This is a genomic window from Kitasatospora sp. NPDC058184, from assembly GCF_042883725.1.
Taxonomy (GTDB): domain Bacteria; phylum Actinomycetota; class Actinomycetes; order Streptomycetales; family Streptomycetaceae; genus Kitasatospora.
This window is the reverse complement of sequence record NZ_JBHVVE010000001.1, coordinates 560,075-573,135: the sequence shown is the minus strand read 5'-3', so window position 1 is coordinate 573,135 and position 13,061 is coordinate 560,075. Positions and strand designations below refer to the sequence as shown.

The following is a 13,061-nucleotide window of genomic DNA, read 5'->3' as shown; positions in this document are numbered from 1 at the left end:
CTCCGTATTTCCAGGGGGATTGGGCCCATCGGCCGCTGGTGTCGGCCGTCCCGCCCGCCGCCCCGGCCGCTTACTCCGGCAGGCGGTTGAGCCACTCCAGCGGTGCGACCCGGATCGCCGTGTGCGGCGAGCCGTCCCACTCCGCCGTCAGCCCGACGGCCTCCAGCGCGGCGACCACCGTCCGCCCGACCTCGGCCGTCCGGCGCTCCGAGACCTCGGTCGTCTCCTCCCCGGCGCGGAACCCGCCGTAGCGCAGCATCAACCCCCGGCCGGCGGCCGCCGCCTCGGTGTCCTGCTGGTGGAAGAAGACGAAGCCGACCGAGCCCTCCCCGGCCTCGCCGCCGATCTCCGTGTAGCCGCAGCCCGCGCAGCAGGTGAAGTCCATCGCCGCGACGATGCCCTGGTCCTCCAGCGCGTCGAAGGCGTCCGCCAGCCGGTCCACGTCGGTGGTCTCCGGCCAGGCCGCCTGCTCGGCCAGCCGCGCGGCCCACAGTGGAGCGACGATCCGCTCCGCCTCCTCCTGCGTCAGCCCCTGGTCGTCGAGGTCCTCGGCCAGGGACTCGGCTATCTCGTCCGGCTCCTGGAAGCCGCACCGGATCAACTCGCTTGCCCGCTCCTGGACTTCGCGCAGCACGTCGGGGGTGGGAACCGTCTCCTCGGTCATGCCCGCATCCTCGCACCCGCCACTGACACCGACGGCCGGGCGCGGGGGCGGGGACCGGCGCTTCGCCGCGGGCCGCCGTCCTGCTACCGTCCCGCCGGTGACCTCCCTGCTGCAACCACCGCTGCTCACCCGGCTGCTGGCCGCCGAGCGCATCCTGATCGCCGGAGCCGGCGGCGGATTCGACGTGTACGCCGGGCTGCCGATCGCCCTCGCTCTGCGGGCCGCGGGAAAGGAGGTGCACCTGGCCAACCTCTCCTTCTCCCACCTCTACGGCCTGCCGCTCGACGTCTGGGCGGAGTCCGACGTGGCCCGGATCGGACCGGACACCGCCGCCCCCGAGGGCTACTTCCCGGAGCGCACCCTGGCCCGCTGGCTGAACCGGCACGGCATGCCCGACACCGTGTGGGCCTTCCCGTCGGTGGGTGTGCAGCCGCTGCGCGAGGCCTACCGCGCGCTGGTCGGCCGCCTGGGCGTGGACGCGGTCCTGCTGGTGGACGGCGGCACCGACATCCTGATGCGCGGCGACGAGGCCGGACTCGGCACCCCGGAGGAGGACATGGCGAGCCTGGGCGCGGTGGCCGGCCTGGACGAGGTGCCCGAGCGGCTGGTCGCCTGCCTCGGCTTCGGCATCGACGCCCACCACGGCGTCAACCACTCCCTGGTGCTGGAGAACCTCGCCGCGATCGACCGGGCCGGCGGCTACCTCGGCGCCTTCTCCGTCCCGCGCGACAGCCGGGAGGGGGTGCTCTACCTGGACGCCGTCGAGCATGCCCGGGCCGCCTTCCCGGAACACCCCAGCATCGTCAACGGCTCGGTGGCGGCGGCGCTGCGCGGCGAGTTCGGCGACGTCCGCTTCACCGAGCGGACCAAGGGCGAGCAGCTCTTCATCAATCCGCTGATGACGCTCTACTTCGGCGTCACGGTCGAGGCGCTGGCCGCCGAGCACCGGTACCTGGACCGGCTGGAGAACACCGTGGTGACCCGCCAGATCGCCACCGTCATCGCGGAGTTCCAGGACGAGCTGCCGCGTCAGCGGCCGCCCCGGCAGTTCCCGCACTGACCCGGGGCGCCTGGGCGGGCGGGGCCGGGGGCGGGCCGGTCAGAGCGGGGCGAGCCGGAACTCCAGGTTCCCGAACCGCACCTGGTCGCCGGGCCGGACCCGGACGCCGCCCGCTATCCGGCGCCCGTTCACATGGGTGCCGTTGGTCGAGCCGAGGTCGTACAGCATCCAGCCGTCCCGCTCGTGCCGCAGCTCGGCGTGGTTCCGGGACACCGAGGGGTCGTGCAGCCGCAGCCCCGAGCCGGGGAGCCGGCCGATCGTCAACTTCCCGGCCCCGGACTGCGGCAGGCTCAGCCCCGGCAGCCGCTCGGTGCGCCAGGCCCTGCCCAGCCGGTCGCCGAAGGCGGAGATCCGCCCGACCGTCCGCAGCACGAACCGCTCGACCGGCCCGCCGGTCGGCAGTCCGGCCACCGCCGCGTCCAACTCGCCGCGGCTGGTGGCCCGGAGGACGATGTCCATCCGGCCGAGGAAGGTGTCGTGCGAGAGCCGCCCGCTGCCCGCGCCGTCCCGCAGCACCCCGAGCGCCTCCTCCCGCTCGGCGTCGGAGGGCCGGACCGCGCCGGTCGGCCCGGCCGTGCCGGCGGGGAGCTCAGGAGGCGTCATGGCCACATTGTCCGCGCGGCCGATTCCGGCTGTCCAGATCACGCCGGGCGCGGGCGCGGGGTTCGTACGTCACGGCAGTCCAGACGCCCTTTCCGGCCGGGCGGTTCCGCGCGTTTGCGGTGTGCCGTACGGGCCGTTCCGGGGCGCCGTACCGACGGCCCCCGGCTGCCGTCCGGGCCGTCCCCGGCTGCCGTACGGGCCGTCAGGCCTTGCGGGCGGCGGCCAGGATCTTCTCCGTGGTGTGCAGGAACCGGGAGGTGACCGCGCCCCGGTAGGCCTTGCCGAACATCTCCTTGGTGACCCACTTGCCGTCCCGGAGGTGGACCACCACGTAGGCGGCCCCCGGACCGGCGCCGACCACCTCGACGTCGCCCTTCGGCGAGCGGTGGGGGAGGGCGAGTTCGACGGGCAGCGGCTCGGAGAGGAAGGCGACGACCAGCCGGACGTCCGGCGTCACCTCGACGCCCCGGAACGGCTCGGCGGCGAGCAGGTCGGCCACCTCGTCCACCGTCCGCAGCAGCACCGGCACCGGGTACCCGAGCGCCTGCTCCAGGTGCTCCTCGATCCGCCCGGTCAGCGCGGCGCGGTCCGGCTCGGCGGTGGTGAAGAAGACGTTGCCGCTCTGGATGTAGGAGCGGACGTTCCCCAGCCCGAGCTCGGCGAAGAGCGCCCGCAGCCGCTCCATCCGCACCGTCCGGCCGCCGACGTTGATGGCCCGCAGGAAGGCGATGTACGTGGTCGTGGTGGTCACCCGGCCAGTCTGGCACCGGCCACCGACAGCGGCCCGGCGCTCCCGGCCCGCCGCCCCCGACCGGCCCGCCGCCCCTGCCCCGCATCCGCCCGACCGCCCCTGCCCGTCCGGTCGTCCGCGCCCGGCGGTTGTCGGTGCCGGGTGCCAGACTGGCGCCATGGCTACCTGGCAGGATTTCGAGCACGAGGCCCCCGACCTGGCGCCCCTGGTCCGGGCCCGGTTCGAGGCGAACAAGCACCACGTCCTGGCGACGCTGCGCAAGGACGGATCGCCCCGGGTGAGCGGGACGGAGGTCGAGTTCGTCGGCGCCGACCTGTGGATCGGGTCGATGTACGGCGCGGTCAAGGCGCGTGAGCTCCAGCGCGACGCCCGCTTCGCGCTGCACGCGCACCCGGGGGACGAGACCATGGCCGGCGGGGACTCCAAGGTCTCGGGCCGGGCGGTGGAGGTCACCGACGAGACCGAACTCGCCGCCTTCGCCGCCGATCTGCCCGAGCCGCCGCCCACCCCGTTCCACGCCTTCCGGCTGGAGCTCGACCAGGTGGTGCACACCGCCCTGGAGGGCGACCACCTGCTCGTCTTCAACTGGCACCCCGGCCGGCCGGTGGAGCGGATCCAGGTCCACTGACCGGCCGACCCGGCCGACCCGGATGAGTCGGCCGGGTGGGCCGGGTGGGGTGCAACCGCCCTACGGCAGAACGGACTTGAGGGCGTCCGGGGTGCGGGCCACGACGGCGTGCCCGTCGTCCGCGGTGATGATCGGGCGCTGGATCAGGATCGGGTGCTCGGCCATCGCCGCGATCCAGCGGTCGCGCGAACCCTCCTCCCGGGGCCAGCCCTTCATCCCCAGGTCCTTCGCGGCCTGCTCGTCGGTGCGGGTGATGTCCCACGGCTCCAGGCCCAGGCGCTCCAGCACCCGCACCAGCTCGGCCGCGGTCGGCGGATCCTCCAGGTAGCGCCGTACGGTGTACTCGACCCCGGCGCCGTCCAGCGCGCCGAGCGCGGTCCGGCACTTGCCGCACCGGGGGTTGATCCAGATCTCCATGCCGGCCACCCTACCGAGCTGCCCGCGCCCGCCCCGGCAGCCGCCGCGCGCGATGTCGCCCCAGCCCCGGCGCGCGCTGTCCTCCCGGTCGACCGCGCGCTGTCCTCCCGTCCCGCCGCGCGCGATCCGTTCCGTACGGGAACTCCGCCCCGCCCACCGGCAGTTGACCGGTCAGGAAGCGTGAGCTCGGGAGGGGAGCAGCGGATGGACGGCGCGGCGATCATCGAACAGCTGATGACCACGGAGGTCAGGACCGATCCGTACCCGTTGTACGCGAGGGCCCGCGAGCTGGGCCCGGTGGCCCCGGCCGGGGACGGCATGTTCGTGGTGAGCGGCTACGCGGCGGTCAAGAAGGTGCTGCGCACGCCCGCCTTCGGCGTCGCGACCGCCGAGATGACCGAGTACGCCGCGCACTCCTCGCTCGCCCTGCTCGGCCGCTCGATCCTCCAGCGCAACGCCCCCGACCAGCCGCGGGTCCGCTCGCTGATCGCCTCGGTGTTCACCGCCCGCCGGGTGGCCGCGCTGCGCCCGGCCGTGGAGGCGGCGGTCGACCGGCTGCTGGACGGGATGGCTGAGCAGGGCGCCGACGGCTCGCCGGTGGACTTCATGGACGCCTTCGCCTTCCGGCTGCCGGTCGGGGTGATCTGCGAGCTGCTCGGCGTCCCCGAGCAGGACCGCTACCGCTTCCGCGGCCTCACCTCCGACCTGACCGTCGCGCTGGAGATCATGCAGGACCTGGACGGGCTGGCCGCCGCCGACGAGGCCGCCGACGAGCTGGCCGGCTACTTCACCGAGCTGGCCGCCGAGCGTCTGGCCCGTCCGCAGGACGACCTGGTCACCGACCTGGCCCGGATCGCCGCCGCCGACGACGAGCGGCTCTCCGCCCGGGAGCTGCTGGCCAACCTGGTGCTGCTGCTGGTGGCCGGCTTCGAGACCACCACCAACCTGCTCGGCAACGGCCTGGCCCTGCTGTTCCGCCACCCCGAGGCGGCCGCCGGGCTGCGCAGCGGCACGATCACCCCGGCCGGGTTCACCGACGAGGTGCTGCGGTTCGACGCCCCGGTCCAGGCCACCGGGCGGGTCGCGCTGGAGCCGGGCCTGGCCGTCGAGGGCCTGCCGATCCCGCCCGGCAGCGGGCTGACCCTGCTGATCGGCTCGGCCAACCACGACCCGGACCGCTACGAGCACCCCGAGGTGTTCGACCCGACCCGCACCGACAGCCAGCCGCTCAGCTTCGGCGGCGGCACCCACTTCTGCCTGGGCTCCCAGCTGGCCCGGATGGAGGCCGAGGTCGCGGTGCCCGCCCTGCTCGACCGCTTCCCCCGGCTCGCCCCGGGCGGCGTCCCGACCCGGCGCGACCGCCTGGTGCTGCGCGGCTACGAGACGCTGCCGGTGACCGTCCGCTGACGCTCCGCTCCCGGAGGCCGGGGATTTGGCTCCTCCGGCCCCGGGGACCGGGACGTTCGGCCATTCGTGGCAGGGCCGCCCGTGGGAGAGCATGGAGGGACCAAACCGGCCAATCCGGGCGGATCACCCGGAACGGCCGCCTGCCAGGAGGTCCCGCCGTGCGCACAGCACCCCGCCCGCCGCGTCCCGCGGCGCTGGAGCCCAAGGCGCCGCGGTGGGTGCCCTGGCTGCCGGTGCTCCTGCTGGTGCTGGACCTGGTCGCCGAGGCCGTCGTCCCGGACGCCGTCGCCGCCGGCTTCCTGCTGACCGCGCTGCCCGTGGTGGCCGCGTTCAGCTACGGCCCGGTGCTGACCGCCGTCACCACGGCTGGCTCCCTGGGCCTCCAGCTCGTCCTGGCGCTGCGCGCGGACCACGTCGACGAGCAGCACCACGTCTGGGTCTACATCGCCACCCTGCTCTCCGGCGTCATGGGCACCGCCCTGTCCTGGCAGCGCACCCGGCAGAACCGCAACCTGCTCCAGGCCCGTACGGTCGCCGAGACCCTGCAGCGCACCGTGCTGCGCCCGGTGCCCGAACGGGCCGGCGGGCTGCGGGTGGCCGGCCTCTACCGCCCGGCCCAGGCCGACGTCCTGGTCGGCGGCGACCTGTACGAGGTGTGCGACACCCGCTTCGGCGTGCGGGTGCTGCTCGGCGACGTCCGGGGCAAGGGCCTGGCCGCGGTCCGCACCGTCGCCGACGTCCTCGGCGCGTTCCGGGCGGCCGCGTACGACACCCCCGGGCTGGTCGACCTCGCCGACCAGCTGGACCGCGCGGTGCTGCGCGACGCCGCCGACCGCGGCGACGACGAACTGTTCGCCACCGCCGTCCTGCTCCAGTACCGGCCCGGCTCGGACTGCGTGGAGATCGTCAACCGCGGCCACACCACCCCGCTGCTCCTCGGCGGCGGGGGCATATCCCCGGTGTCCTGCGCCGACGAGCTCCCGCTCGGCCTGGGCCACCTCGGCCCCGCCGACGAGCGCAGCAAGGCGATCGCCGTCGCGCTGCCCCCGGGCCACACCGTCCTGCTCTACACCGACGGCGTCAGCGAGGCCCGCGACACCACCGGCGCCTTCTACCCGCTGGCCCCCCGCCTCGCCGCCCTCGGCACCACCGCCCCCGACCGCGTGGTCTCCTTCCTGGCCCAGGACGTCCACCGCTACGCCGGCCTCCTCGCCGACGACCTCGCCGTCCTCGCCCTCACCCCGGACACCCCGTAGCCCCGTCCCACTCCCAGAGGTTCGCGAACAGCTCCGCCTGCTCCCGGGCGTCGTCCAGCGCGTGGTGTGTATGGGGCAGGTCCGGCAGCAGCCCCGGCGGCATCGACCGCTTCCCGATCCCGGCGAACGGCACCCCGGCCCGCGCCGCGTACAGCGTCTTCAGGTCCAGGCAGCCGGAGTGCCCGAACGGGCTGGAGCCGGTGAACCGCACCAGGTACCAGTAGAGGAACTGCCAGTCGTACACGGCGGGGTAGCCCACCATCACCGGCCGGTACCGCTGCCCGCCCGGCCCGCCCCGCACCCCCTCCACCCAGCGGCCGAACTCCCGCATCGCCGCCGCCGGATCGGCCCCGTCCGCCTCCAGCGCCGCCCGGTCCAGCCCCGACACCGCCAGCGCCTCCGGGACGTACTCCGCACTGATCGGCCGCAGCTCCCGGTAGAACCCCGCCCCACCCGCCCCCGCCCGCCGGAACCCCTCCCCGTCGTGCCACCCGGCCACCACCGCCCCGAAGCTCACCATCGAGTACGGCCCCGGGATCGGCCCGTCCGCCTCCACGTCCACCGACACGTACACCGTCGGCGTCACCTTCACCCTGCGTCCCATCCCCCCATCCAACCCACCCCCGCAACCCCGTTTCCCACCCCACCGGCCGCCCCCTCACAACCGAAAGGGACCGGCGCCGCCCGGCACCGGTCCCTGTTCCGCACCCGAGGGCCGACGAGGGTCCTACAGGTCGTAGTAGAGCTCGAACTCGTGGGGGTGGGGGCGGAGGGCGATCGGGGCGATCTCGTTGGTGCGCTTGTAGTCGATCCAGGTCTCGATGAGGTCCGGGGTGAAGACGTTGCCGGCGAGGAGGTACTCGTGGTCGGCTTCGAGGGCCTCCAGGACGGCGGGGAGGGAGGAGGGGACCTGGGGGACGTTGGCGTGCTCCTCGGGGGCCAGCTCGTAGAGGTCCTTGTCGACGGGCTCCAGCGGCTCGATCTTGTTGCGGATGCCGTCGAGGCCGGCCATCAGCATGGCGGCGAAGGCCAGGTAGGGGTTGGAGGCCGGGTCCGGGGCGCGGAACTCGATGCGCTTGGCCTTGGCGTTGGAGCCGGTGATCGGGATGCGGATCGCGGCGGAGCGGTTGCGCTGCGAGTAGACCAGGTTGACCGGTGCTTCGAAGCCCGGCACCAGGCGGTGGTAGGAGTTCACCGAGGGGTTGGTGAAGGCCAGCAGCGAGGGGGCGTGCCGCAGCAGGCCGCCGATGTAGTAGCGGGCGGTGTCGGAGAGTCCGGCGTAGCCCTGCTCGTCGTAGAAGAGCGGCGAGCCCTCGGTCCACAGGGACTGGTGGACGTGCATGCCGGAGCCGTTGTCGCCGAAGATCGGCTTCGGCATGAAGGTGGCGGTCTTGCCGTTCCGCCAGGCGACGTTCTTGATGATGTACTTGAACAGCATCAGGTCGTCGGCGGCGTGCAGCAGGGTGTTGAACTTGTAGTTGATCTCGGCCTGGCCGGCGGTGCCGACCTCGTGGTGCTGGCGCTCGACCTCCAGTCCGGCCTTGGCGAGCTCCAGCGACATCTCGGCGCGCAGGTCGGCGAAGTGGTCGACCGGCGGGACGGGGAAGTAGCCGCCCTTGTACTTGACCTTGTAGCCGCGCACGTCGCCCTCGGCGGCGCCGCTGTTCCAGGCGCCGGCCTCCGAGTCGATGTGGTAGAAGGACGCGTTGGCGCTGGTCTCGAAGCGGACCGAGTCGAAGACGTAGAACTCGGCCTCGGGCCCGAAGTACGCGGTGTCGGCGATGCCGGAGGAGGCCAGGTAGGCCTCGGCCTTCCTGGCGACGTTGCGCGGGTCGCGGCTGTACGCCTCGCCGGTGACCGGGTCCTGGATGAAGAAGTTGATGTTGAGGTGCTTCTCGGCCCGGAAGGGGTCGAGGCGGGCGGTGGCGAGGTCCGGCACCAGGGCCATGTCGGACTCGTGGATGGCCTGGAAGCCGCGGATCGACGAGCCGTCGAACATCAGGATCTCGGACGGGTCGAAGGTCGCCGCAGGTACGGAGAAGTGCTGCAAGACGCCCGGCAGGTCGCAGAACCGGACATCGACGAACTTCACGTCGTTGTCCTGGATGTACTGCTTCACTTCGGCGGCGTTGTTGAACATCCATCCTCCTCGGCGTGCGAATTGGGCTCACCATAGGAATGGGTCGTTTCCAGCCGGTGACCCGCTCGTTTCCTAGATGTTAACCACGGTCGCCTCGCGGGCGGCAAAGATGTACGGGACGGTACAAATCACCCCGCCCAGCTGCGCACCCTTCCGCAAGTGGTCTGGACCACTTGGAAGGGCGCCGGGATGACGATTCACCCGGTCGGGGGTGATGCCCCGGCCGGAGGGGAGCCGGTGGCGGTGCGACCCGTCAGCCCGGTTAGTGTGGATTCGTGGACACCAGAGAAGCGTTGGGATCGTGGATCGACGGCCCCCGGGCGGCCGCCGAGAAGATGGGCGCCGACTTCGGCCACCGCGGCGAGCGCCTCGGGCTGCCCAAGGAGGGCCCCGGCTCGATCGCCGGCCCCGGCCGCCGGATCGGCGCGCTGTTCGTGGACGGCTGGCTCGTCGCCCTGATCTCGTACGGGCTGATCGCCCGCGGCGACCAGGCCGAGGCCAACCTGTGGACCAGCCCGCTGTACTTCCTCGTCGCGGCCCTGATGCTGTCCACCACCGGCACGACGGTCGGCAAGCGGCTGTTCGGCCTCCGGGTGGTCCGGCTGGACGGCCGCCGCGCGACCATCCCGCAGGTCCTGCTGCGCACCCTGCTGCTCTGCCTGGTGGTGCCGCCGCTGGTCTGGGACCGCGACACCCGCGGCCTGCACGACAAGGCGGTCGGCACCGTCGAGGTCCGCATCTAGCACGGTCCGGACAAGCCCGGCAGCAGATGCCGGACGATGCCGAAACGGCCCCGCTGAGGATTCAGCGGGGCCGTTCTCGTGTCGTGAGGGGCGGGGGAGGGTCAGCGGGCCTGGCCGCCCTTGGGCATCCGGGCGCCCTTCGGCATCGGACCCTTGGGGATCGGCGCCTTGGAGAGCAGGTCGCCCAGCGCGCGCAGGCGGTCGTTGGTCTCGGTGACCTGGGCGGCGGTGATGGCACGGGGCAGGCGCATCAGGTGGATCTGGAGCTTCTTCAGCGGGATCTCGCCCTCGCCGTTGCCCACCACGATGTCGTGCACCGGCACGTCGCCGACCACACGGGCCATCTTCTTCTTCTCGGAGGCCAGCAGCTGGCGGACCCGGTTCGGGTTGCCCTCGCCGATCAGCGCGATGCCGGCCCGGCCCACGGCGCGGTAGACCGCGTCCTGGCTACGGGTGACCGCGACCGGGGTGCTGTTGGAGCTCCAGCCGCGCCGGATGTTGTTCAGCACCGCCGCGACGGCGCCCGGCTGCCCCTCCATCTGCCCGAACGCGGCGCGCTCGGCCCGGCGCCCGAAGACGATCGCCATGGCCAGCACGGCCACGATGAAGCCCAGGATGCCCAGGTAGACGGGATGCTCGATCGCGAAGCCGATGGCGAGGAACACGCCGAAGGTCAGCAGGCCGACGCCGGCGATGATCAGGCCGATCTTGGTGTCGACCTTCTTGGTCATGGTGTACGCCAGACGGATCTGCTTCAGCCGTCCGGGGTTCTCGGATGTTTCCCTCGCCATAACGCTCATGGTACGTGGCACGGGTACGGGATATCCAAGCCCGGGTACCCGTTCGCCCCAACCGTGACCCGTGCGCCGGTGCGCCGTCGCGCACAGCGACGCCGGGGGCTCACTTCCGCGGCGTGGAACGGGTCCGTGGCGCGGGACGGACCGGGGGCGTGGAGAGGGGCTGCGGCGTGGTCCGGGCGGCCTCCGCGTCGTCGTGCCGGCGGTCCGCCGCGTACCGGCGGTTCTCGCACACCGCCGCCCACGCGTTGCGGCGCGCGTGCTGCTGGCCGGGGGCCAGCAGCACGCTCTCGGCGTACCGCAGTGCCACTCCGACCGATCGGATCCGCATCCGCATGCCTAACAGCTCCTCTCCGGGCTGATGGGGGCCGAGCCGGCCGAGCCGGGTGAGACGGCCGTGGTGACCGAGACGGCCGTGGTGACCGAGGTGGCCGAGGTGGCCGAGAAGAATCGAACGCTCACCAGGCGTCCAGCGTCCCCACCCCGTGTTACCAGCCCGTGACCAGGCCGTCAAAGCGTGGTGAAACCGAAAGGGCGGAGCCGAAGCTCCGCCCTTTCCCTGGCTTGAACAGCACGACCGGACCGAACGGTCCGACCGGCCCGATCGGACCGTACCGGTCAGGAGACCGTCAGACCGCGGCCTGCTCGCGCCGCTCCAGCGCCTGCCGGTACAGCCGGCCGGCCCGGTACGAGGACCGCACCAGCGGGCCCGACATGACGCCTGCGAAGCCCAGCTCCTCGGCCTCCTGCTGGAGCTCGACGAACTCCTGCGGCTTCACCCAGCGCTCCACCGGGTGGTGGCGCAGCGAGGGGCGCAGGTACTGGGTGATGGTGATCAGCTCGCAGCCGGCGCCGACCAGGTCGGCCAGCGCCTGGCTGACCTCCTCGCGGGTCTCGCCCATGCCGAGGATCAGGTTGGACTTGGTCACCAGCCCGGCCGCGCGGGCCTGGGTGATGACGTCCAGCGAGCGCTCGTAGCGGAAGGCCGGGCGGATCCGCTTGAAGATCCGCGGCACCGTCTCGACGTTGTGCGCGAGCACCTCGGGGTGGGAGGAGAAGACCTCGGCCAGCTGCTCGGGCACCGCGTTGAAGTCGGGGATGAGCAGCTCGACGCCGGTGCGGCCGGCCGCGCGGTCGGCGGTCATCGCGTGCACCTGGCGCACGGTCTCGGCGTACAGCCAGGCGCCGCCGTCCTCCAGGTCGTCGCGGGCGACGCCGGTGATGGTGGCGTAGTTGAGGTCCATGGTGACGATGGACTCGGCGACCCGGCGCGGCTCGTCGCGGTCGAACTCGGCGGGCTTGCCGGTGTCGATCTGACAGAAGTCGCAGCGGCGGGTGCACTGGTCACCGCCGATGAGGAAGGTCGCCTCGCGGTCCTCCCAGCACTCGAAGATGTTGGGGCAGCCGGCCTCCTGGCAGACCGTGTGCAGCCCCTCCTTCTTCACCAGCGACTGGAGGGCGTTGTACTCCGGGCCCATCTTCGCGCGGGTCTTGATCCACTCGGGCTTCCGCTCGATGGGGGTCTCGCTGTTGCGGACCTCCAGGCGGAGCAGCTTCCTGCCGTCGGGCGCGACAGCGGACACGTGCGACTCCTAGAACTAGACGGGGTACCCCCAGGGTACGCCTGTGGTTGTACGGCCTTCGTCGGGCCTGTTGCCCTGCAATCGCAGGGCAACATGGCTACCGGTCGGTAGATTCCCAGCGGCCGCCGGGATTTCCGACGGCCGTCAGGACAGCGGGGCGGACGGCCGCCGGGGCGGACGGCCGTCAGGACGCATCAGGGCAGGTGTCCGGCGGTGCGCCGGAGCCGGGCGGCGGGGCTCAGCGGCTGAGCGCCGGCTCCGGCAGCTCGGCGAGGACGGCCGCCAGGTGCCGCTCGACCACCGGTGCCGCCTCGGCGGCGGACAGTCCGCGCCGCAGCTCGCCGGTGAGCGAGGCGACGCCCGCGTCCCGGATGCCGCACGGCACGATCTTGTCGAACCAGGTCATGTCCGGGTCGCAGTTGAGCGCGAAGCCGTGCATGGTGACCCCGCGGGCGACCCGCACGCCGATCGCGGCGAGCTTGCGGTCGTCCCCGCGCTGGCCGGCGTTGGAGGGGGCGTACTCGGGGCCGGCCAGGCGCGGGTCGATGCCCAGCGGCAGGCCCATCCGCAGGGTCAGCTTGCCGATGTCCACGACCTGCGCCGGGTCCACCACGGCGTCCGGGATGGACTCGCCCAGCACCCAGACCCCGCTGCGGCCCTCGACCCGGGTGGAGTCGATGCCGAACTCGCCGGCGGTGCGGATCAGCGCCTCCTCCAGCCGGCGGACGTAGGCGATGACGTCGATCGGGTCGGGCAGCTTGACGATCGGGTAGCCGACCAGCTGGCCGGGGCCGTGCCAGGTGATCTCCCCGCCGCGGTTGACCTCGACCACCGGGGTGCCGTCCAGCGGCAGGTCGGCGGGGTTGGTGCGCTTGCCCATGGTGTACACCGACTGGTGCTCCAGGAGCAGGACGGTGTCGGGGATCTCGTCCGCGACCCGCAGCGCGTGCAGCCGCTGCTGCTCCTCCCAGGCCTCCTGGTAGGGCACGGTCCGCTCACCTATGCCCATGCG

General features: G+C 73.0%; 15 protein-coding genes. 5 read left to right on the top strand and 10 right to left on the bottom strand.

Annotated features, from left to right (window positions below; genetic code table 11):
• Nucleotides 1-70: 70 nt before the first annotated feature.
• Complete coding sequence (locus ACFVXH_RS02625; protein ID WP_387819715.1) at nucleotides 71-664, bottom strand: DUF6891 domain-containing protein; 594 nt, start codon at nucleotides 662-664, stop codon at nucleotides 71-73.
• Nucleotides 665-761: 97 nt separating this feature from the next.
• On the opposite strand from ACFVXH_RS02625, the gene ACFVXH_RS02620 reads away from it, so the two are divergent.
• Nucleotides 762-1,724, top strand: coding sequence for a DUF1152 domain-containing protein (locus ACFVXH_RS02620; protein WP_074000867.1), 963 nt, complete (start codon nucleotides 762-764; stop codon nucleotides 1,722-1,724).
• A 39-nt stretch (nucleotides 1,725-1,763) separates the two neighbouring features.
• Here ACFVXH_RS02620 and ACFVXH_RS02615 read toward each other — a convergent pair whose 3' ends face one another.
• The gene (locus tag ACFVXH_RS02615) at nucleotides 1,764-2,327 is read right to left on the bottom strand and encodes an FHA domain-containing protein (RefSeq protein ID WP_380737858.1); all 564 of its coding nucleotides are present in this window, start codon (nucleotides 2,325-2,327) and stop codon (nucleotides 1,764-1,766) included.
• 202 nt (nucleotides 2,328-2,529) lie between these two features.
• Entirely contained in the window at nucleotides 2,530-3,078 is a 549-nt protein-coding gene (locus tag ACFVXH_RS02610; RefSeq protein WP_387819713.1) for a DUF1697 domain-containing protein, read from the bottom strand.
• Nucleotides 3,079-3,235: 157 nt separating this feature from the next.
• Between ACFVXH_RS02610 and ACFVXH_RS02605 the strand changes: the two genes are divergently transcribed.
• Entirely contained in the window at nucleotides 3,236-3,706 is a 471-nt protein-coding gene (locus tag ACFVXH_RS02605) for a pyridoxamine 5'-phosphate oxidase family protein (RefSeq protein WP_117487476.1), read from the top strand.
• Between the two features lie 60 nt (nucleotides 3,707-3,766).
• Here ACFVXH_RS02605 and ACFVXH_RS02600 read toward each other — a convergent pair whose 3' ends face one another.
• Nucleotides 3,767-4,123 carry an arsenate reductase family protein gene (locus ACFVXH_RS02600; protein WP_117487475.1) on the bottom strand — a complete coding sequence of 119 codons (357 nt, stop codon included), beginning with the start codon at nucleotides 4,121-4,123 and terminating at the stop codon, nucleotides 3,767-3,769.
• A 180-nt stretch (nucleotides 4,124-4,303) separates the two neighbouring features.
• Between ACFVXH_RS02600 and ACFVXH_RS02595 the strand changes: the two genes are divergently transcribed.
• Together ACFVXH_RS02595 and ACFVXH_RS02590 are read left to right on the top strand one after the other, a co-directional pair.
• A complete protein-coding gene (locus tag ACFVXH_RS02595; protein WP_387819710.1) occupies nucleotides 4,304-5,530 on the top strand; it encodes a cytochrome P450 in 1,227 nt (408 codons plus the stop codon).
• A gap of 158 nt (nucleotides 5,531-5,688) precedes the next feature.
• The gene (locus ACFVXH_RS02590) at nucleotides 5,689-6,786 is read left to right on the top strand and encodes a PP2C family protein-serine/threonine phosphatase (protein WP_159028402.1); all 1,098 of its coding nucleotides are present in this window, start codon (nucleotides 5,689-5,691) and stop codon (nucleotides 6,784-6,786) included.
• On the opposite strand, the gene ACFVXH_RS02585 is transcribed toward ACFVXH_RS02590, so the two are convergent.
• Nucleotides 6,767-7,390: an exonuclease gene (locus ACFVXH_RS02585; RefSeq protein WP_387819708.1), complete on the bottom strand. Its 624-nt coding sequence runs from the start codon at nucleotides 7,388-7,390 to the stop codon at nucleotides 6,767-6,769. The two genes, ACFVXH_RS02590 and ACFVXH_RS02585, sit on opposite strands and share 20 nt — an antisense overlap.
• A gap of 123 nt (nucleotides 7,391-7,513) precedes the next feature.
• The gene (gene glnA / locus ACFVXH_RS02580; RefSeq protein ID WP_049656821.1) at nucleotides 7,514-8,926 is read right to left on the bottom strand and encodes a type I glutamate--ammonia ligase; all 1,413 of its coding nucleotides are present in this window, start codon (nucleotides 8,924-8,926) and stop codon (nucleotides 7,514-7,516) included.
• 275 nt (nucleotides 8,927-9,201) lie between these two features.
• Between glnA and ACFVXH_RS02575 the strand changes: the two genes are divergently transcribed.
• Nucleotides 9,202-9,669, top strand: coding sequence for an RDD family protein (locus ACFVXH_RS02575; RefSeq protein ID WP_074000874.1), 468 nt, complete (start codon nucleotides 9,202-9,204; stop codon nucleotides 9,667-9,669).
• A gap of 101 nt (nucleotides 9,670-9,770) precedes the next feature.
• Here the strand turns inward: ACFVXH_RS02575 and ACFVXH_RS02570 are convergent, their stop codons facing one another.
• The 4 genes from ACFVXH_RS02570 to lipB all read right to left on the bottom strand — a co-directional run bounded on the left by ACFVXH_RS02570 (nucleotide 9,771) and on the right by lipB (nucleotide 13,058).
• On the bottom strand, nucleotides 9,771-10,460 hold the full coding sequence (locus ACFVXH_RS02570) for a DUF4191 domain-containing protein (RefSeq protein WP_049656816.1): 690 nt from the start codon (nucleotides 10,458-10,460) through the stop codon (nucleotides 9,771-9,773).
• A gap of 109 nt (nucleotides 10,461-10,569) precedes the next feature.
• Nucleotides 10,570-10,803, bottom strand: a complete 234-nt coding sequence (locus ACFVXH_RS02565; protein ID WP_117487469.1) for a hypothetical protein — start codon at nucleotides 10,801-10,803, stop codon at nucleotides 10,570-10,572.
• Between the two features lie 292 nt (nucleotides 10,804-11,095).
• A complete protein-coding gene (lipA, locus tag ACFVXH_RS02560) occupies nucleotides 11,096-12,049 on the bottom strand; it encodes a lipoyl synthase (protein WP_387819705.1) in 954 nt (317 codons plus the stop codon).
• Between the two features lie 238 nt (nucleotides 12,050-12,287).
• Nucleotides 12,288-13,058: a lipoyl(octanoyl) transferase LipB gene (lipB, locus tag ACFVXH_RS02555; RefSeq protein WP_049656811.1), complete on the bottom strand. Its 771-nt coding sequence runs from the start codon at nucleotides 13,056-13,058 to the stop codon at nucleotides 12,288-12,290.
• Nucleotides 13,059-13,061 lie beyond the last annotated feature (3 nt).